This window comes from Spiroplasma sp. DGKH1 (assembly GCF_040940205.1).
Taxonomy (GTDB): domain Bacteria; phylum Bacillota_I; class Bacilli_A; order Mycoplasmatales; family Mycoplasmataceae; genus Spiroplasma.
Window position 1 is genome coordinate 19,056 of sequence record NZ_JASTWG010000003.1, and the last position, 20,961, is coordinate 40,016.

Sequence of the window (20,961 nt, forward strand, 5' to 3'; positions counted from 1 at the left end):
TTAAAACTTTGCCACGAGAAAGGAAGATTAATATGAAAAAGTTATTAACAATTTTTGGTGCGGTAGGTTTAACAGCAACCGGAGCAAGTAGTCTTGTTGCTTGTCACCACAAAAAGGTAACAACACCAAAACCCGATCCCCAACCCACCAATATTACTTATGATTATGAAAAATTAAGTGATCTTGCAGTTTATTTATGTTTTTTTCAATATGACCAAACTACTAAAAAGTTTACTTTACGTCATGGTGATTTAAAAGAGCAAAAAATTTTCTTATTACAAGATTCCCAAGCAATTAGTGAAAAAATTTGAAAAGTTTTAGGGACTAAGGAATTTATGTTAAGTAAATTGATTTATTATTTTTCTGATAAAATCACTGCTTTTTTTGCAAAATTAGGGATTGCTCTTCAAACTATTGCTGGTCAGCAGGTATTTTCATTAGAAAATTTAGAAATTTTTGAATTTTCGCCATCCACAATGGTAATGACTGATAATTCCCATCCTAATAATGTTAATCTTAATTGAAATCTAAAATTTTTATTAAAACATCAAGATCACCAATTATCTTTAAATACTGCGGGGAGTTGTATCATCCCTTTTGTAGTCTTAGAGATTTTACTTAATAAGTAGTTTAAAAGAGGAGGACAGGAAAAATGAAAAAAATAATTACTATTTTAGGATCATTTGGATTGGTTGTTACTAGTACCAGCAATATTATAGCTTGCCACGATGAAAACAAAAATCAGTCAAATGACCAAACCAATGACAAGATTAATTATGATTATGATATTTTAAGTACCTTAGCTCTTAATTTATGCTTTTTTGCTTATAATCAGAATAATCAAAAATTTAAGTTACAAACGGGGCCATTAACTTATGAAATATGTAAAATTAGTCAGCCCACTGAAGAAATAACCAAAGCAATTTGAAAAGAAGTCGGTAATCAAAATTTTGATTTTAATAAATTAATTTATTTATTTATTTATTGATAAAGCGAGTACTCTATTTAAAAAAATAAATATTGGTAAAGCAAATGATGGGTTGATTGATTATTTTCCCCTAAAAAGTTTACAAATTTATGATTTTGCTACTAGTGTCATTACAAAAGAAACTGTTAAAAATTTAAAACATCTAAAAATAACATGGGATTTACAGTTAATCTTACGGCAAGGTGATACATATTTTCCGTATCAAAGCCAAGGTGAATGCTTAATTCCCCCAACCGCATTAGAATTTTTAACAAACTATTAAGTTAAGAAAAATTCTATCAAGATGGTAGGATTTTTAATAATTTTAGTTATTAAAACTAATATTTTCTGCAAATTTTAGTTAAAAATCTCATTTTTTTGAAAAAAAATAGTTAACCATTTCAATTTTTATTTTTTTTGCTATAATATGTATATTCTATGTAATATAAGGTAATTAATAGAGAAAAGTGAGGAATTAGTCGATGGCAGTAAAACGAAGCATGACAACAGCTAGTTTAGATGTATCTGATTTAATTGAGCAAATTATTCAAGATGGGAAAGATTTAAAAACCAAAGAAGAGGTTAAAGCAATCAAAGAACAACAAGCTCGTGAAGAATGAATTAAAAAAAATAATGAAGCTTGTATTGCTCAACAAAAAAAATGAGAAGAAAAAATTGCGATAGCAAAAGCAAAATCAGAAAAAGAAGCTTTAAAAGAAAAAGAAGCTAGCAAAGTTGATGAAGCAAAAATCCAGTTGTTAGAACAAAAACGCAAAGAAGAAATTGCTAAAAATAATGCTTTAGTTGAAGAAAGAGCGAAAAAAAGAGCTCGTGAATACAATATTTCCCGAGTTAAATCAGCAATGCGTGATCGTAAACTAGTTTTATCAAAAGAATCATGAGCAAAAGAATCACAACGATGATATAAATTACTTGAACAAGTAAGCAAATAATCTAAAAGAACTTCTGGACAAGAGTTCTTTTTTTAATTTGTAAATTTTTATCCAATAAAAATAATAAAAATGATTGAAAAATAAATAAATTAAAGTATAATATAATCTTTAAATTTTAGTCATTTTCGGATATAATTAACATAGATTGATATTGGAGAAGTGCATGTCTATGAAGAGTAACGAAATTAAAATTTTAAAAATTAAACCCATTAAGGAAACTACAAACGCTGTCAGTAATTCTGACCAACCATTAGTGGTTGGTAATCATCCAAATAGTCATTTTTTAAACCAATCTTCTGTTTTTACTGCAACTGGCCCAATTCCAACTCCTGTTAACCAATCAGAACCATTAACATTTCATAATCGCGAAGTTAAAATTAACTTAGATAATCCGAACGCCATTAATATTTTAAAAAAACAAGCTAACCATTTAGAACAAGAGCAGTTAAATTTTTACCAACGTGTTAATAAAATTCAAGATGTTTTTGATGAAGCCGCCTTTGATAAAAATGATGAGTATTTAAAAAATTTTAACCAGGATAATAAAGCACCAGTTAACTTAAATTCCAACCTTGGAAAGCAGGCCCCAAAAACTGAACAACCACCAATTGACCAAGCTAATCTGCGAGAACAAGCACGGATGGTTGCTAAAAAAATCCTTGCAAAAGAACAAGCAACTAACCAAGCTGTTAAATTAAAATCCGAAGCGTTTGCCAAGGTAAAGCAACCAGCTCCTAATTTATTTAAACCTCCAGTTCCTAGCCCTCGAATGAAAGAGGTTAAATATAGTGAAAGTTCCAATGATCTTGACCCGGAAGTTAGTAAACACCCTGCTCATGAACCAACACCAGTGTTAAATAATTCTACAGTTTTAACTTCCCCCATCGTCAAAGAAAAAGAACAGGGATTGGATTTGCAAATTACAAAACCAAATTATTATGCGCAAGCAGATGTAATGGAATGAGATCCTAGTAAACGACCAAATTTAAACAGTAACCCTCCGGTTGAAAAAGTTGAAAAACCAGCAATTTTAACCCAACAAGCTTTTAAAAGTGAACTTGCAAAGATAAAAGAACAGGAACCACCACCAGCTAATCCAAATAAACCACTTGAATTTAGTAATTTTTATAGCCGGTTATTTAATGATGAAGCGGCTGACTTATTTACCGGCGATCCTGAGCCAACGGCACCAAAATCATTTCGTCGGATTAAAGTTAAGACAAAAAATAATAATCCAGCCACTAGCAAACCTCCTAGCCATTCTGGAGGAGTTGTGAATAAAACAATTTATGAAACATCAGCCGCTTTTAACCATAATTTTAAAATTAAACGCTTAGCAAATGGTCGGCAAAAAATAAAACGAGTTACCAAAACTCCAAACTTAATGTGAAATAGTCCAATCTTATTATTTAGCCGAGCTAGTTTACTTTTGGGGTTTATAATGTTACTAATTTTAACCCTTGTTTGAGATAGTTGACGTGAAGCAAGTAGTTTTGATTTATATACTTTTTTTAAACAAGCCGGTGCTGATGTTAGTTTTTTAAGTGATCAGAGTAGTTATTGAACTGCCAACCGAATTTTTTTAATGATTGTGTTAGCAATTTACTTAGCACTCGCAATTATTCCGTTGGTAAGTATTAATCATCAAAAAAGTTTAGTATATGTTATTTTACCAATTAACATCCTAGCAATTCTTTTTATGTTAGTAATTTATATTTATGGTTATGCGTATTGGGATGCTAATTTTGAACCAGTACGTTGTATCTTTCAATGGTTAAGTTTATTTTTCTTAATGTTAGCAGTGGGAAGTTTTATTCTTGCCATGCGAAATTTAAAATTCCAGTAAAAACTAGGTTTATTTCATTTTAAACTTAGTTTTTTTATTGTAAAATAATATTGCTAAATTTTATTAAAAAGGGGAATCACCACAATGGAAAAAGTTGTTGTTGGTTTATCGGGGGGTGTTGACTCTTCGGTAAGCTTATATTTATTGAAAAAAGCTGGATATCAAGTTAGTGCCTTATTTATGCGAAATTGGGATAGTAATTTAAATAATGATATTTTAGGACATAAAGTTCTCACGAGTTCTATTTGTCCCCAAGAAATTGATTATAATGATGCGCAAACAGTGGCAAAAGAACTAGGGGTTGAAATAAACCGGGTCGATTTTATCAAAGAGTATTGAGATTATGTCTTTACTTATTTTTTACGTGAATATCAAAATGGCCGTACCCCCAATCCTGATATTTTATGTAATAAATATATTAAATTTAATTATTTTTTAAAGTATGCCTTAGATAACATTAAAGCTGATAAAATTGCGATGGGTCATTATGCCCGAGTTCGTTTTAACCCAATATTACAAGAATATCAATTATTACGTGGACTTGATGCTAATAAAGACCAAACTTATTTTTTATGTCAACTAAATCAACAACAGTTATCAAAAACATTATTTCCAATTGGGGAACTAACAAAGGATGAAGTGCGAAAAATTGCGGATGAACAACATTTAGCAACCGCCCACAAGAAAGATTCAACGGGAATCTGCTTTATTGGTGAACGAAATTTTAAACAATTCTTAGAAAACTATATTCCAAACCAACCAGGTGATATTGTTGATATTGAGACTAATGAGATTGTTGGCCGTCATACGGGTGTAATGTATTATACAATTGGTCAACGTAAAGGTTTGAACCTGGGGGGAATGGATGAACGCTATTTTACCGTTGGTAAAAATATTAAAGATAATATTTTATATGTTAGCAAGGGGAGTGAAGATAAGTGATTATTTTCAACCGGTTGTTTAGTTAGTGATCTTAACTGAATCAATCGCTTACCAGCGCAAAAATTTAGTTGCACAGCAAAATTCCGTTATCGTCAACAAGACATCCCAGTGCAAGTTGAAGTCTTACCAAATAACCAAGCATTAGTTAGTTTTGCCACAAAAGTTAAAGCAATAACTCCTGGCCAAGAAGCAGTTTTTTATGATGGGGAAGTTTGTTTAGGAGGAGGAATTATTAACGAAGCTTATTTAAATGGTCAAAAACTATGGTATTTATAAAAGGAGAAAAGAATAGGAATGGAAGTAATTCGGGGGTATTTAAAACTAATTGTGTTTGAAGCCAAGAATGGTTATCGGATTTGTAAATTTCAGTTAGAAAAGGATAAATCACATTTTATTTTTATTAAAGGTTTTTTAAGTAGTTTACAACCTGATCATTTATATGAACTAACTGGTGAATTTGTAACCTTAGAAAAATATGGTCAAAACTTTGAAGTTAAAAAAATTGTTAAGATTGAACCGCAGGGACAAGATGAAGTTTTACGTTATTTAGCTAGTGATTTATTTCCCACCATTGGTCCAAAAACAGCCCAAACTATTATTGATTATTACCAAGATAATGTGATTAGCAAAATCAAAGCGGATTTTGATAGTTTGCGCAATGTTCCGGGATTAACACCCAAACAAATTGCCATTATTAAAGATACTTTTGCTAATATGAATAAAGATGATGAGTTAATCCATTTCTTTAATAGTAATAACTTATCATTACAAGTGCTATCCTTATTAAAAACAAAGTATGATGTTGATCAGATTATGGCAATCTTTGCCAAAGATCCTTATTCATTATTGTTAAAAGATAATATTAGTTTTAAAACAATTGATAAGATTTATTTAACTTTTACCAAAACTCCAACTTCAAATATCCGAATTGGCTATTATGCTTGATATTATGCAAAAGAATTTTGTAACACGACTGGTGACACTTATCTTGACTTGCCAACCTTATCAAAAATTTTGGAAAAACATTTATCCGAACTAACCAAGGAAATTATTTTAGCGGGGTTAATGTTTGCTAAACAAATTGGGATTTTAATTTTTAAGGATGAAAAAATTTATGTCAGTGATATTTATCATAGTGAACTTGATATTGCACACATGTTAGTTAATTTAAACCAACCAACTAATTTTACCCAGGAACGGATTAGTGAATTACTAACTAGTTTTAATCATGGGGTAATTTATAATGCCCAACAAGAAAAAGCATTACGGCTAAGTTTAACCACTAACTTTTTAACTATTTTTGGGGGACCAGGAACCGGAAAAACCACCGTGGTCGATGGTATTGTGCGCTTATTACGTCGTGCTTATCCTCAGGATAAAATTATTCTTGCAGCGCCCACGGGAAAAGCCGCCAAGCGGTTACGAGAAAAAACAAACCAAAAAGCCGTGACAATTCATAAAATGTTAAAGTATGACCCTGTTGTTAACCAGTTTTTTTATAATAGTGCCAACCCGTTAGAATATGATATTTTAATTATTGATGAAGTAAGTATGGTTGATAGTTTATTATTAGCAGCCATTGCTAAAGCTAGTTTAAAGTTGAAAAAATTAATTTTAATTGGTGATCCCAACCAACTCCCATCGGTTGCTTGTGGTGATGTCTTACAAGATATTATTCAAAGTGATGTTTTTGATGTTGTTAAATTAGATGAAGTTTATCGTCAGACTGAGGGAAATGATATTTTAGAACTAAGTTATGCAATTCAAAATGATAATTTTGACTATAACTTGTTTAATAAAGCGGATGTTAAATTTTATGAAAATACTGATCCCCAAGAAATCCTGCGCCAAATTAAAAATAAGTACCAAGAAATTTTAACGCAAGAGGATAATGATCACCATCAAATTCAAGTCTTATCACCAATGTATAATGGTAACTTAGGGATTAATATTTTAAATGAATATCTCCAAGCAAATTTAAATCCGGATTATGGGCAACCAACTTGTAAGGTTGGGCACCGGCTTTTTAAAGTTGGTGATAAGGTAATGCAGTTAAAAAACCGGCCAGATTTAGAAATTTATAACGGTGATGTTGGCATTATTGTAGATATTAAAAAAGACCAGAATTTAAACCCGGTCATCTTAGTTGAATATGATGAAAGTATTGTTGAATATAATAAAGAACTATATTATGATATTACCTTAGCCTATGCTTGTAGTGTACATAAATTACAAGGTAGTGAATATAACCATATTTTATTTGTGGTAACGCGCTCTTTTTGAATTATGCTACAGCGCAATTTAATTTATACAGCCATTTCCCGTGCTAAACATCAATTATATTTATTTGGGGATAGTCAGGCCTTTATTTATGGGGTGAATAATTTACCAAAAAAACGAAAAACAACTTTAACTGAAACCATTAAGAAATTTTATTAAAATATGTAAAGGAGTTAATAATGAGTATTTTACATCTTGAAAATTTAACCCATAGTAATGGGGGAAAATTATTATATAAGAATGCCGAGTTAAAAATTAATAAGGGTGAGCATATTGCTTTAGTTGGTCCTAATGGGGCTGGTAAAACTACCTTACTAAATATTATTGCCCATAAAATTACTCCCGACCAGGGGGTTATTAACTTGCATCCCCGGTTAAAAATGGGTTACTTAGACCAGCACCAAGCTGTTGATTTAACTTTAACTGTTGACCAATATTTAAAAGAAACTTATCAAGAGCTGTATAATATTGAAAATAAGATTACAAAACTATATGAAGGAATGGCAACTGATTATCAGGAAGCAGATTTAGTCAAAGCGTTAAAATTACAAGAATACTTAGATAAAAATGATTTTGAAACAATTAATAAAAAAGTTCGCAGTTTAGTTGACGGTCTTGGGATTGATCCCACCTTATTAAACCACCCACTAGGTTCTTTATCGGGAGGTCAACGGGGGAAAGTTTTGCTAGCAAAATTATTATTACAAGAAGATGACTTTTTATTATTGGATGAACCAACTAACTTTTTAGACTTAACCCAAGTTGAATGGTTAGCAAAGTTTTTACAAAATTATAATAGTGCTTTTTTACTGGTGTCCCATGATCGTGATTTTATTAATAAAACTTGTAAAATTATTTATGCTATTGAAAACTATACTTTAAATCGTTATGTTGGTAACTTTGCTAAGTATCAAGAACAAAGCCAATTACGAATTGAACAATATGAAAAAGAACGCAAAGGACAAGAAAAGGTAATTAAAAAGTTAGAAACTTTTATTGCTAAAAATGCAGCGCGAGTATCGACCGCGCGAATGGCTCAATCACGCAAAAAGCAATTGGACAAGATGGAAATCTTAGAGAAACAAGAAAAATTAACAAAACCAAAATTTAATTTTAAATATAAGCGCCCAGCCACCGCTGTTATTATTAAAGCAGCTAATTTAACAATTGGTTATCAATTACCCTTAATTAAAAATTTAACTTTTGAAATTCGCGAGGGTGAAAAATGTATTGTCAAAGGGCGGAACGGAATTGGAAAAACTACTTTTTTAAATACAATTGCCCACCAGATTCCACCGTTAGCGGGCGAAGTTATCTTAGGGGCCAATGTCCAGGTTGCTTATTTTAAACAAACTGAAAAAATTAGTGACCTGACCCCGATTGAATATTTAAAGAAAATTAGTCCAGATTTAGATGATAAAATCATTCGGACAACTTTGGCAAACTTTGGTTTAAAAACTACGCTAATGCATAATAAAATGGCAAAATTATCCGGGGGCGAACAAACAAAAACTCGGTTGGCTGGGCTATCCTTAACCCCTTGTAGTTTATTAATTCTTGATGAACCAACCAATCACATTGATATTTTAGCCAAGGAAGCTTTGCTAGAAGCAATTGAAGCCTTCCCTGGAACCGTTTTGATTACTACCCATGATATTAACTTCAGCACTAATTGAGCAAATAAAATTCTGGACTTTGAAGAATTACAATAATAATGGCAACGCAAAATTTTTATTTTTATGTTTTATTATGTGCTGATAATACTTTATATGCTGGTTATACTGTTGATTTACAAGCGCGGGTTGATAAACACAACGCGGGGTTGGGAGCAAAATATACCAAAATTACTACTCGTCGTCCTGTCCAGTTAATTCATGCTGAACAATATCCCACTAAGTCATTGGCGATGCAACAAGAATATGCTTTTAAACAATTAACTCGCCGGGAAAAAAACCAGTATTTACAAACACATCCTAATATTTTAAAAGATTGCAGTTAAAAAGATCAATTCTAAAGCGAATTGATCTTTTTAATTCATTTGATAAACATCTAACAAATGGCTAGTATAAAACTCATTTAATGCTTCTCAATTTAAACCTTTTAAATAATCAGGAGTTAATAACCACTGACTAAAGCCTTCAGCAAATAATTCTTCATTCCCACCATCTTGGTTACCACCCCGACCATAACCAGATTGAATAAAGGACCAGGCTGCTAATTTTTGTTGAACTGGATAGTCATCACTAATTCCCACTTTAGCACCAAGATATTCAACCAGTGCATCACCGGGACGGAATTTATAAAATAGCATTGGATTGCCATCACTAGGATTTTGATAAACAATATCTTCGAGGTGGGGAACTGTTTGGGGGTCAATAATATTTGGATCAAAATTATTAAGATAATAACGGGAAGGGGGTGCGAGACCCGCATATTGGGAAATAGTATGTCCCATTTCATGAACTAGCGTACCAGCAATTGACTGGTTACTTCAATAACCAATGTCATATTGTTGTTGTGCTAGTTTTAAACTAGCACTTTGGGGACCTAACATCATTCCTTGGATTCCTCCCATTTGTCATAAGGCAAACCCGGTGGCGGCCACAACATTGGGATTACTCATTGTGGTCCCACTCATTAATTCATACAATAATTTATTAATGACATTTTGACCGTATACCTTAGTAATAATATTAAAAAAGGTTAAGATTTGGTTTGCAAACTCTTCTTTTTCTTGACTAGTTAGTTTTAATCCCGCTAAATTTGTTGCATTGTCAATTAACCCTTGAAAGTCTAAAGAATAAGGCGCATTTAATGGATGAATCGCATTAGCTAAGGTTGGAATATCGCCATAAAAACTAGTAGTTGTTAATTGATGAAAACGATTAATACTGTCCGGGCTTGCTTGGTAAAGCATGTTACTTTCACAAGCATTAACAAATTGTTGGTCTGCAGTGGTTAATCGTGATAAACTAATTTTTTGTTGTTGGCGAATATGAAAACCATCCTGGGGATTTGTTAATTGTCATCATAATTTACCCCGCCCCGCACGATCATCAACAATTTTTGTTGGTTGATGATCCTTGTAAAGCAAACAGGCACTGTACTGGGCACCAGATGGTTTTTTATCCCACCAATGGGATAATAGATGACAAGATACTAAGGTTGTTGGTAAGGGGAGAATGATTGTTAATGAAGTTAAAAAAGTTAATAACTTTTTCATGGTGATAGAGTTTCCTTTCTAGGTGTTAATAGCTATTCGACAAGGGAATAATAATTGTTTTAATTGTAATGGAATAAAAAAAAAAAAAAAAGTCTTTTTGTCAAAAATTTTGTTTTCTTTTTTGACTTTTTTGAATGTATGTTAAAATTATTATAAGTAAGATAATTATTGATAAGAATTATTGGGAATAAGAATAATAATATTGTTAATTTAGAAAATATTTGGGGGCCGAGGATGAATGATGTGCAAAAACAATGGATAATAAAAATAAAAAAATTAAAACTCGTTATAAAAAGTACTTAGTATTAAAAGAATTTCATGAAAAAACAAAGGCCTTCCAATTATATATTAATGAAAAGAAAGTATTCTTTAAGAGTCATTATCGATCAATTTTAGTTCGCTTTTTATTTTACTTGTTAGGAGTTTATATTTTTGGGTTGGCAAATGCCTTATATATGGACTTAAACTTAGGGGTTGTCAATGAAGACTTGCTAGTTTTTTCATTAGCTGCTGATATTTGAGTAAAAGGAGGCAGTAATATTGCTGAGTATTATTCAATTTCGCTATTAATTATTTATACTTGTTTTTGACTAGTCGTTGTTCTTTTTAAAACAATTAAAATTTTTCAATTTAAGAAACAAAAAATCTTAACTTTAAATATTATTTTTGATGAAATTATTAAAATTATTCTAGATTTAATTCCAGTTTTCTTATGGCCCTTAGCAGTGGAACTTAATATTTGAATTGTTAATCCCGATTGAAATATTAAACCAATTGATCCAACTAATATGACTGGCAATGAGGCTATCTGAAATGAATGAGTACGAAGTTGAATTTTATGAGCTAGTTACTTAGCCTTTTGTTTGGGGTTAGGAATTATTGTGGCTACCAAAATGCTCCCGGGACCTTATAATGGGTTATCATCAGAATTATCGCAAATTACCCGTTTACCATATCCGGCCTGTCGGATTATTGTTGATAGTATGTTAATTGTCTTAGGTGTTGGGTTATTATTTCTGGGCAATTATCCTTTACAAGAGCGCTTAAACCATCTATACTCGTGGATTAGCTATGCTACCATCTTAATGGCATTTTTCTCGGGGCCAGTGATTGCCTTAATTTTAACCTTCTTTAATAATTACATTCGTTTAGAATTATTAGATATTGATAAAAAATTATACCAAAAATTACGCAGAGAAGTTTTACGAGAATTTAAAATGATGAATACTAATAATAAAAAACAAAAAATTAAATGACGAATTTTACAAGATGAAATTTTTGCCAAATATAATGCGTTAATTAAAGATAACTTTTTATCAGAAAATCGGGATGCTAAAATTATTGATCTTCCAATTAAATAACTCATTTTTGGTTGGCGAAAAGCACTTAATAGTTTATAATTAGGAGAGATTTAATAATTGCCATTGATATTAATTACCAAGAAAGGAAAAAGATATGATTAATGTAAATGACTTTAAACCAGGGGTGACTTTCCAATATGAAGGTAATATTTATGTTGTAATTGAAGCCCAACATTCAAAATCAGGGCGGGGACAAGCCCATGTTAAAACTAAAGCCAAGAATTTACGCACCGGGGCTACTACTTCGATTACCTTTACAGGTGGTGATAAGGTTGAAAAAGCAATGATTGATAAAGTTGAGATGCAATACCTCTATGATGATGGGGTTAACCTAGTTTTTATGGACAGTCAAACTTATGACCAAGTTGAAATTCCGACTGAACGCTTAACTTGAGAAAAAAACTTTTTCAAAGAAGGGGTAACTGCTAGTGTTACCAAATATGAAGGAGAAGTCTTAGGAGTTCTTCTTCCTGATAAAATTGATTTACAAGTTATTGAAGCAGAAGCGGCCGTGAAGGGTGATACTTCTTCGGGAGCAATGAAAAAAGCCATTGTGGAAACTGGCTGGGAATTACAAGTTCCCTTGTTTATTAAAGAAGGGGAAATCATTAGTATTAATACCAGTGATGGTAAATATGCGGGTCGCGCATAATTAAGGAGTTTGAAATGATGGATAATAATACTTTATTATTAATTGATAAGAATTATCGCGGTAATTTAAATGTTAGTTTATTAGTGATTCGGAAAATTGTTTCATATGCTTTACGGGATATGACTGAACAGTTCTTTGCTGATCAAATTAAGTGTCGAATTTATGAAGATAACTTCTTACACATTTTTGTAAGTGGAAAGGTTTTACAAGCTGAAAACTTACCAGTCTTAGCCCAAGAATTATATGATGCAATTAAAAAAGAATTAGATTATACTTTAAAAATTAAACCAAAAAATATTAATATTAACTTTCATCATTAAGATAGCCATTCCCCCGGGAGTGGTTTTTTATTTTTTGTATACAAAAAATAATTAGTGTATAATAAACGTATTAGCATACAAATAACGAAAAAACTACGATGTTAAGGAATGAAACGATGATGTTATGGACCACTATTTTTACGTCTTTTAATGGCTTAATTTTATCTTGGATATTTATTGTGACAGTCTTTTTTGTATTGACTGAACAGTTTTTTCGTGCGTTTCGCTTGTTTTTACACCGGTTATTAGCCAAAATGCCCAATTTATCAAAACACAAAAAGTTTTTTGGTAGTATTATTTTTCAAAACATCTGTGGGGTTGGTTATTTAATTGGTTCTTTAATTTTTATCTTTTATTTATATTTACTACTAGAACATAATGCTTTAATTAAATTACTAATCATCCATTTCTTAGTTAACATGTACTGAAATTTAAAAGACCTGGGAATTTTCAATACTAGTTTTTATACTGTTTTGATAATTGGAGCAGTTGAATTAATAATATTCTTAATTATTCAACTATTTAATTTTATGTATTTTCTGCTTTTAAACCTCTGAAAATTTTTACTAGACAAACTAATTTTTGTTAACAACTATTTAGGAATTAAGTGAGAACACCACCAATCATTTTTTAATGTCTATGCCAATTTAAAAAGCCAAAAAAGTAAAAATATTGCAACAGCTACTGATTATTGAAAACAAATTTTAATTAATTAAATAATAAAAATTCCAAGAAAAAGCTATTTTGAAATCACAACAACCTAATATTTCCAAAAATTGAATCAGTAAAACCCTGAACAAAGAATAAATGAAAAAACTATTGAACTTAAAACAAAATATTGTTTTAAAAGGAGTGCTGAGGAAGATGATTAATAATCAACCAATTATTAAGCTTCTTTGTTCAAATTGTAAAAAAAGATATTATCGTTTTATTAAGCAAATTAAAAATAATGATCTTTACTGAAATAACAAAGAGGATTTAATTTTTTTAAAAGTTGAGTGAGATTATACTAAACAACGAATTACTGATTTGGATTTATTACTATATTTTGAATGCAACGGGGAAAATGCGGGCTTATTTCAAAAGTCGCAATTAGAAAATAATCCATATATTAAAAAGATATCATGAACAGAAGGCTTAATTGTTTTACCAATTAGTATTTTAAGAACTTTTTTAACAAAAAACTCCCGCAAAAAATTTAGTTGTCAGGGTAAACCGCCAAGTAACGCTGACAATCTGAACAAAATTGTTAGCATTAATTTTCCTGAACAAGACCGTCATGAACACATCTTTCCAGGGCCAGGTTATAAACTGGCAAAAGTAAGATGATTGGCAACTAATAGTTTTAATAACCGTTCGGGAAAATATTATTTGATTTTGATTTTGATCTTAATTCTAACAATTTGTTATGATTATTCTCTCCTGGCGATTTAACGAGCGGCCATTTTTGAAGAAAACAGCAAAAAAAATAAAAATCTATAATTATTTTCAAAAAAATTGTTAATTTTATTTGCATTATTGTTATTTTTGGTTATAATAAAAAGCATATTATTTTGAAAAAAATAGTAGAATTTTTCTTAATAGTAATGTTATTTATAATATTTTTATATTAAGAATGTTGGTGTAAGCGAGAATAATACAATTGGAAAGGAGTAAAAAAGTTTTTTATGGTTAAACAAAAAAAAGAAACTAAGAAATTTAGTTTAGCTGATTTTGTCTGACTGGGATTTAACTATACTGTTGGAATCGGGTTTATTGGAAACTTTGCCATTCTTTCAAATATTAACCATCCAGATTCAATTGGAATCCACGTGATTTGGTTATTCGCCGTCGAAGGATTAATTGCCGGGATTTGTGCTTGAGCATTTGCAAAAATGGCGAGAGTTCACCATTCCGATAACAACGGGGCATCATATATTTATGTGCGAACTAGTTTTGGGAAGTTCTGAGGAATTTTTATTGCTTTTATGCAATATATTTCATTACCATTTTTAATTACAATTCAAGTTATGATGTTAATTCGTGGTACTTTTGGGGCCGACTGAATTTCAACAGTTAACCCGGATGGCAGTGTAACAGTACCGTGGTATGCTGCGGACTGGGGGGCATTTGGTGATTTATGATTAGATTTAATCGGGATTGTAATTTACATGTCAGCTGCATTAGTAATTTTTGGTGGAATGAAATTATATAAAAAATTAGCAAGTGGAACCGGAATTATTAAATGAATTACTGCCGGGTTCTTAATTTTGGCGGGGTTAGTATTAGCTTGTCAAAATGGGGGGGACAATTTAAGTTATTGGTCGCAAAATAGTAAGTTCTCATTAGGAGGATTTGTAAAGGCCTTTAATTCATGTTTCTTCTTCTTTGCCGGATTTGAGGTTTTCTCAACTGCCGGACGGAATATTTCCAAACCGGAAAAAAATATTAGCCGGGGAATTATTCTAATTATGTTAATTAGTACAATTTTCTATATTGTAATTTCAATTATCTTCTTTGCCGCTTTTAATGAATTTGTGCAAAATATGAACATGGGAAGTTGAAACAAGTTCTCCAATAAGGTCATATTATACGGCGGACCGATTATCATGATCTTAAGTGCCTTCGCCTTAAAGATGAACGTCGCGATGCAGAACGCCTTATATGGAGGAACGAGTTTACAACCATTATCCAAAGAAGGGTTTTTACCCGATCGTCTTCGAAAATTAAACAAAGATGGGTTGCCAGTGCGGGCAAGTTTATTAAACTTAACAATTACCGCCTTGATGATCTTTATTTGGTTAGCAATCCCTGATATTGTTAAGGGGGCTTCGTTAACTCATCAATTTGGGTTTATGTGTACTGTTGAAGAAGCAATGACTTATAAACAACCATTTGATATTTCTTCTTTAACCGAAGCTTCTTCGGCAATTACCATCTTTATTTATGGAATGGTTGTCGCGGTTACGTTAAAATTAGCAGCAACGAAAAAAGTTAAAATGCAAGTGTGAGAGTGAATAGCATTCCCAATTATTATTGTAATCTTAGCGTTTGCCTTTGTATGGCACTACTACTCATTAATTAATGGGGTGGTAACTGCCAAGGGTGATGAATTTGAAAGCCATTTAATTGGAGCTGTGATTGAACTTGCCTTTGTTGGAAGTTCCGCTGGGTTTGGAACATTATGGTACTTTACATACTATCGTCACAAATACTTGAAAAGAATGCAAACTCGTCCCGAGTTACAAGCAAAATTGGATGCTGAATTTGAAGTGGTGGATGATTGAAAATATACTTCCAAAGAAATTCGGAATGAATTACGAAGTTATCTAGTTCGAAATCAAGCCTTACATGCCGGAGTGGACAATCCTAATCGTCAGGATGCTCTCCATATGCTTGAGGAATTAAACATTATCTTTGATCGTTATAATGAATTAGAAGCCGCGGAAGATTCCGAAGTCCATGAAGATTAGCAAAAACTGTAACATAAATAATACATATTATAGTATTATTTATGTTTTTTTATTTTTGGCTAAGAATAGCTGTTAATTTTGCTTAGAAAGTCTAAATTAGACCATTTGATAATTTTATAAAAATTACCCTAATTTGCAAGAATTATTCCTAATTTTTTTAAAACTTTCTGGGTATTAACCTAGACAAACTTTTTAGAAGTGATATATTAAATATTGTGTACTAAATAATTTAATTAAGAGAGGAAGAAAATTATGAAAGGATATCTAGATACTGTTCAGGCCGAGTTTAGAGAACGTGTTTTTAGTAGCAGAAAAAGGGTCATTAAGTTTGTCGCAATTTGTTTTGTTCCTTTTTTGTATGCTTTTATTTGTATTTGAGCATTCTGAAACCCGATTCCCCAAATTGGTTCGGCCCCAATGGCAATTATTAACAACGATAAACCGGTGGTGTTAATTGCCGGAAAATCAGTTGATGGTAATTTAGCGCTGGGAGCTGGCCAATACTATACTGATGCTGGGGGTACACAAGTACCAATTACAATTGACACGGACTGAAATAGTATTCCCAATGGTACTAAAATAACAACAACTAGTGGGACTGTAATTGAAAAAGCAGCAACCACAATTCATAGTAAAGCGGGAGTTGTTGATGATTTAGTGTCATCGTGAGAAAAAAATAAAGTACCAAATATTTCTTATAACAAAGACCAGGATAAATTTAGGGTCAAAGTTAATGACAACATGGAATTAACTAATTTGAAATATTTAAGTGGCAAAGCCGCTGCCAACATTGCTAGTCAAAATAGCGATGGGTCATGAAATGTTAAAGACCAAGATAAATACTGAGTACAGTTACAAATGCCAGAAAATTTAACTGGTGACTTAATTGGCTATATTGACGCCACGCTGCGTGAAATTGCTGGCAAATCAACGCCAGATCAAAAAAGTCCCACTGATTTTATTAATGATTTAAAACATAGTGGTATTAACTTTTGATCAACTTATAAACATAACTTTTTATTTGGACAATTTATGTATATTTTTAATGAATTTAAAAGTAGTTTACTAGTTGATTTAGGTCCGGAAGTTTTACAAACAACAATTCAGTTATTATTAGAAAAAGAATTAAATGATGTGAAAGCTAACATGTTATTTAAAGCACCAATAACAGTTAATGAACAATTAACCATAGCTGGTCATGGTTCAACAACTGCCAAAACGGTTGATTTTAACATTATTCAAGACCAGGAATATGTTATTCGTAACCAGGAAATGCTTGGCGCAATTAAAGCAAAATATCCAAGTTGAACTTTACCAAGTTTAACTTTAGAAGGAACAACCGGAACGGATATTACCCAAGACTGACAACCAGATGGTTTTTTAAGTCAAATTGCTAATTTATGAAATACCTTAATGAGTGGTGACACTGGTAATTTATTAGCAACTGCCTTAGCACCTAAACTTTCCGAAAAATTAACTGCGGCATTACCAACCGGCTTAGGAAGTTTAGCCATTGATGCGGATGGAGTGAAAAAACTATTCGGATCAGCAGGAAATATTGCGGGATTATTAGAACAAGAGGGGGCTATTATTCCTAATACTGCTTATAATTTCCCAATTTCTGGAAAAGGAGCAGTTAGTGTTGTTGTTAAAAATTATAAAGATTTAATTACGATGGGAACAAAAATGGGGTCCTTTAGTAAAATGGGCTTAGTAAGTTTACTAGGGGATGGTAAACCAAGTAAAACGCCACAAAATGCTTATGTGCTAGCCTTTGGTGATCTTAACAACCCCGCTAAGGGAACGTTTATTGGTAATTTCCAAACAAATATTGATGTCTTATCACAATTAATTTTAGGTGGTAACGTCGCTGGGGACAATACGGTTGCTAGCCAAGCAGGGGATTTATTATCAGCGTTAGGTGGAGGAATTAATTCCTTATTATTCCCTGATTTAGGGGGCATTATGCAAACCAATATTGTGGGAAGTGACTTTAATCCTTATGGAATTGGGTTGGGGCAATTCTTCTTATGTATTGGGTTATGAGTAGGGACTCTAATGCAAACATTTGTCTTTGACCGCGCTAAAAGAGTTAAAACAGCCGGACCATTTGCCTGATATTTAGGTAAAACAACCTTAATGTTAGTAACGGCTTGAATTCAATGTACAATCTTAATGTTAACAGTCTATGGTTTAGGATGATCAATGATTGGACCAACTTTTGGCTTAGTTTATTTATGAATGATGTTTACCGTCACCGTCTTTGTTATTATTGAACAGGCCTTATGGTTTAGTTTACGGGACGAAACGATCGGGAAGTTCTTATGTGTGATCTTATTGATTATTAACTTATCATCGGGATGAGGAACATTCCCAACCTTTATGCAAGCAGGGTTCTTTGATGTAATCAGTTACTTAGCACCATATACTTATTCAATTCATGCCCAAGGAGCCATCATTTACAGTATTGGAATTGTTGGTTCAAACTGAACGGATGCTTCGTATGTTCTGCAACAATTTGCAATTTTACTAGTTTGAATTGTTGGTTTCCTAGCAATTGGGTTAGGGGTTTCAATTCAACGGAACCGGGAAATGTTCTACGGAACCCACAATAGTAAAAAATTAGCAACAATTTTAGTGGAAGAGCATTTAGAACAATATGTTAATCCAAAAACGAACCGAGCAATGTGATCAAAATTACCATTCATGGAAATGGATAAAATTCGCGAAAAAGTTAATGCGCGTTATCCCGAAGAAGGGCAATTTAAATGATACCAAGCTTGAAAAGCAAAACATCATCCGGAACATCCAGCCAAAGCTTCGGCCAGTGATGAAGAAATTATGCGTCGGAATGATTAACCCGCAAAAAGTTTAGCCAGAAAGGTTAAACTTTTTTTATTCTATGTTAAAATAAAAAAGGTTTTATCTTATTAATTTAAAAATGTAAAGGAGGAAGATGGTTTGGAACACGGGGGAAAAAACCATGCTGTGAAACTAGTGTCAATTGCCGGGGGAACCGCGAGTGGGAAAACAACAGTGGCAACCAAAATTGCCCATATTTTAAAAGGACAAAAAATTGTTTACTTAACAATGGATAATTACTATAAAGACTGACCCGACTTAACTTTTGACCAACGCAAGTTAATTAATTATGATCATCCTGATTCAATTGACATTGAATTGCTTGTGGACCATATTAATAAACTAAAAAATAATGAACCAATTGACCGTCCGATTTATGATTTTACTTTACACCAGCGAACAACTGAAACTGTTCATATTGCCGAAGCAGATGTGATTATGTTAGATGGGATTTTAGCCTTAGCAATTGAACAAATTCGCCAGTTAGCAAATATTAAAATTTTTATTAAGACTGAGGATGATATTCGTTTTATTCGCCGCTTAATGCGCGATATTAACGAACGGGGTCGGAGCATTGACAGTGTCATTAACCAGTATTTAACAACGGTGAAACCAATGCATGAGTATTTTGTTGAACCAAGTATTAAATATGCGGATATTATTGTCCCGTATTATGAAGCAAATGAAATTGCAATTGACATGATTGCCACTAAAATTAAGTCATTATTAAAAAAGAAAGCAATTTTTTAGGGAAAACAACTAAAATTAATGGAAAAATAAGACATTATTTAAGATTAATGTTATAATATTGGTTGTTAAAAATAATAAAGGAGTGAACATTCAAATGAGTATTAATGAAGAAATTTTATTAACTAAGGAAGGGATGGAAGAATTAAAAGCGGAGTTAAATAATTTAATTAATGTCGTCCGCCCCGCGGTAATTGAAGAGTTAAAAGAAGCCCGTGCCCAGGGAGACCTTTCCGAAAATGCTGATTACGATGCTGCTCGTAACCGCCAAGCAGAAGTGGAAGGACGGATTAAAGAAATTGAAGCTTTTTTAACAAAAGCAAAAGAAATTAAAGAAGTTAAATCAAAAACTGGGGTTATAAAATTAGGAAGCAAAGTTAGTTTTACTAATTTAGCCATTAACAAGAACTTTGAAATTAAAATTGTCGGAGCGGTCGAAGCCAACCCCTTTGAAAACACGGTTTCTAATGAGTCACCAATTGCTAAAGCAATTATTGGGAAAAAAGTTGGCGATACTGTTGAAATTAAGGGTATTCAAACTCCTTATAAAATAAGTATTAATAATGTTGAATAATTATTTTAACGAATAATTATTTTTTTATTTTTACAAGGAAAACCCCTCACCATTTGTTAAATAAGAAGTAGAAAGGACAGGTGATTATGATGCAAAAATTATCTAGTCAACAAACCATTCTTTTGAAAGGTGGTGCTCTCAGTGGTGCTTTCTTAACCGGAATTGCCGCGCTTGTAAATGCTTGTACCAATTCGGTTGGTAATTTAGTTTCGAGCGGGGTTGGTGCTTATTTAGCAATTAAAAATGATGCTCGTTGTGAAGGCAGCTACAAAGCACCCAATGGAAATGCTTTAACCTGATCAGATAAAAATAGTGCGGTCAATAATAGCCACCATGATTTACTATTTGTCTAGAAAGGAAGTTACCAATGCAAAAATTATCCATCTCAGCAACGCAAAATATTAAAGGGGGCTTTTTTTGAATGTTAATTCCCTTAATAATGTCGTGCGTTGGGACCTTAGCCCAAGTGGGGGCCCAAATTAGTAGTACTGTTATTCAACAAAAACAACAAAAATTATTACAACAACACCAAACTGCTCAACGGCAAAACCAAACAGCAATGGAACACGAGTTACAAATGATTAATAATTTTTTATTAACTTAAACCTTAATTTTACTGGGTTTTTAAGAGCAATAAATTTATCAATTCATCACCATATTTATTTCCATAAAAATTTAAAAAACAGAAAGGAATTAATTATTGTAATCAATAATTTAATCATAATTAGTTCTGTTTTTCAAGAAGAAAATTTTGTTTTTTGTTTTTTTTATTAAAGATATTG

21 protein-coding genes are annotated in these 20,961 nt (G+C 31.9%); 20 read left to right on the forward strand and 1 reads right to left on the reverse strand.

Translation table 4 applies throughout. From position 1 onward, the window contains the following. The first annotated feature begins 32 nt into the window (after nucleotides 1-32). The 9 genes from QPK10_RS02780 (at nucleotide 33) to QPK10_RS02820 (ending at nucleotide 8,987) form a co-directional block, all read left to right on the forward strand. Nucleotides 33-629, forward strand: coding sequence for a lipoprotein (locus QPK10_RS02780; RefSeq protein WP_368486505.1), 597 nt, complete (start codon nucleotides 33-35; stop codon nucleotides 627-629). Nucleotides 630-652: 23 nt separating this feature from the next. Then, nucleotides 653-991 carry a lipoprotein gene (locus QPK10_RS02785; RefSeq protein WP_368486506.1) on the forward strand — a complete coding sequence of 113 codons (339 nt, stop codon included), beginning with the start codon at nucleotides 653-655 and terminating at the stop codon, nucleotides 989-991. Nucleotides 992-1,040: 49 nt separating this feature from the next. Next, nucleotides 1,041-1,250: a hypothetical protein gene (locus tag QPK10_RS02790; protein WP_368486507.1), complete on the forward strand. Its 210-nt coding sequence runs from the start codon at nucleotides 1,041-1,043 to the stop codon at nucleotides 1,248-1,250. A gap of 199 nt (nucleotides 1,251-1,449) precedes the next feature. Beyond that, nucleotides 1,450-1,920: a hypothetical protein gene (locus tag QPK10_RS02795; RefSeq protein ID WP_368486508.1), complete on the forward strand. Its 471-nt coding sequence runs from the start codon at nucleotides 1,450-1,452 to the stop codon at nucleotides 1,918-1,920. Nucleotides 1,921-2,089: 169 nt separating this feature from the next. After that, on the forward strand, nucleotides 2,090-3,766 hold the full coding sequence (locus QPK10_RS02800) for a hypothetical protein (protein WP_368486509.1): 1,677 nt from the start codon (nucleotides 2,090-2,092) through the stop codon (nucleotides 3,764-3,766). Nucleotides 3,767-3,850: 84 nt separating this feature from the next. Next, nucleotides 3,851-4,984, forward strand: coding sequence for a tRNA 2-thiouridine(34) synthase MnmA (mnmA, locus tag QPK10_RS02805; protein ID WP_368486510.1), 1,134 nt, complete (start codon nucleotides 3,851-3,853; stop codon nucleotides 4,982-4,984). 18 nt (nucleotides 4,985-5,002) lie between these two features. After that, complete coding sequence (locus QPK10_RS02810) at nucleotides 5,003-7,147, forward strand: AAA family ATPase (protein ID WP_368486511.1); 2,145 nt, start codon at nucleotides 5,003-5,005, stop codon at nucleotides 7,145-7,147. A gap of 20 nt (nucleotides 7,148-7,167) precedes the next feature. Next, a complete protein-coding gene (locus QPK10_RS02815; RefSeq protein WP_368486512.1) occupies nucleotides 7,168-8,700 on the forward strand; it encodes an ABC-F family ATP-binding cassette domain-containing protein in 1,533 nt (510 codons plus the stop codon). Between the two features lie 2 nt (nucleotides 8,701-8,702). Next, on the forward strand, nucleotides 8,703-8,987 hold the full coding sequence (locus QPK10_RS02820; protein WP_368486513.1) for a GIY-YIG nuclease family protein: 285 nt from the start codon (nucleotides 8,703-8,705) through the stop codon (nucleotides 8,985-8,987). Nucleotides 8,988-9,017: 30 nt separating this feature from the next. On the opposite strand, the gene QPK10_RS02825 is transcribed toward QPK10_RS02820, so the two are convergent. Beyond that, nucleotides 9,018-10,211 carry a hypothetical protein gene (locus QPK10_RS02825; protein WP_368486514.1) on the reverse strand — a complete coding sequence of 398 codons (1,194 nt, stop codon included), beginning with the start codon at nucleotides 10,209-10,211 and terminating at the stop codon, nucleotides 9,018-9,020. A 254-nt stretch (nucleotides 10,212-10,465) separates the two neighbouring features. On the opposite strand from QPK10_RS02825, the gene QPK10_RS02830 reads away from it, so the two are divergent. From QPK10_RS02830 to QPK10_RS02880, 11 genes are all read left to right on the forward strand, one after another. After that, the gene (locus QPK10_RS02830) at nucleotides 10,466-11,572 is read left to right on the forward strand and encodes an SPE_1075/MLC_0560 family membrane protein (RefSeq protein ID WP_368486515.1); all 1,107 of its coding nucleotides are present in this window, start codon (nucleotides 10,466-10,468) and stop codon (nucleotides 11,570-11,572) included. 94 nt (nucleotides 11,573-11,666) lie between these two features. Beyond that, complete coding sequence (gene efp / locus QPK10_RS02835) at nucleotides 11,667-12,224, forward strand: elongation factor P (protein WP_368486516.1); 558 nt, start codon at nucleotides 11,667-11,669, stop codon at nucleotides 12,222-12,224. Between the two features lie 14 nt (nucleotides 12,225-12,238). After that, nucleotides 12,239-12,544 carry an MMB_0454 family protein gene (locus QPK10_RS02840; RefSeq protein ID WP_236681342.1) on the forward strand — a complete coding sequence of 102 codons (306 nt, stop codon included), beginning with the start codon at nucleotides 12,239-12,241 and terminating at the stop codon, nucleotides 12,542-12,544. A gap of 116 nt (nucleotides 12,545-12,660) precedes the next feature. After that, complete coding sequence (locus QPK10_RS02845) at nucleotides 12,661-13,260, forward strand: hypothetical protein (RefSeq protein ID WP_368486517.1); 600 nt, start codon at nucleotides 12,661-12,663, stop codon at nucleotides 13,258-13,260. 148 nt (nucleotides 13,261-13,408) lie between these two features. Beyond that, the gene (locus tag QPK10_RS02850) at nucleotides 13,409-13,978 is read left to right on the forward strand and encodes a hypothetical protein (RefSeq protein ID WP_368486518.1); all 570 of its coding nucleotides are present in this window, start codon (nucleotides 13,409-13,411) and stop codon (nucleotides 13,976-13,978) included. A 233-nt stretch (nucleotides 13,979-14,211) separates the two neighbouring features. Next, on the forward strand, nucleotides 14,212-15,996 hold the full coding sequence (locus QPK10_RS02855) for an APC family permease (protein ID WP_368486519.1): 1,785 nt from the start codon (nucleotides 14,212-14,214) through the stop codon (nucleotides 15,994-15,996). A 252-nt stretch (nucleotides 15,997-16,248) separates the two neighbouring features. Next, a complete protein-coding gene (locus QPK10_RS02860) occupies nucleotides 16,249-18,855 on the forward strand; it encodes a hypothetical protein (RefSeq protein WP_368486520.1) in 2,607 nt (868 codons plus the stop codon). Nucleotides 18,856-18,957: 102 nt separating this feature from the next. Further along, nucleotides 18,958-19,608: a uridine kinase gene (gene udk / locus QPK10_RS02865; protein ID WP_368486521.1), complete on the forward strand. Its 651-nt coding sequence runs from the start codon at nucleotides 18,958-18,960 to the stop codon at nucleotides 19,606-19,608. A gap of 100 nt (nucleotides 19,609-19,708) precedes the next feature. Beyond that, complete coding sequence (gene greA / locus QPK10_RS02870) at nucleotides 19,709-20,179, forward strand: transcription elongation factor GreA (RefSeq protein WP_368486665.1); 471 nt, start codon at nucleotides 19,709-19,711, stop codon at nucleotides 20,177-20,179. Between the two features lie 86 nt (nucleotides 20,180-20,265). Further along, nucleotides 20,266-20,532, forward strand: a complete 267-nt coding sequence (locus tag QPK10_RS02875) for a bacteriocin leader domain-containing protein (protein WP_368486522.1) — start codon at nucleotides 20,266-20,268, stop codon at nucleotides 20,530-20,532. A 14-nt stretch (nucleotides 20,533-20,546) separates the two neighbouring features. Continuing rightward, nucleotides 20,547-20,783 (forward strand): hypothetical protein, encoded by a 237-nt coding sequence (locus tag QPK10_RS02880; protein ID WP_368486523.1) that lies wholly within the window; start codon nucleotides 20,547-20,549, stop codon nucleotides 20,781-20,783. Nucleotides 20,784-20,961: the final 178 nt, after the last annotated feature.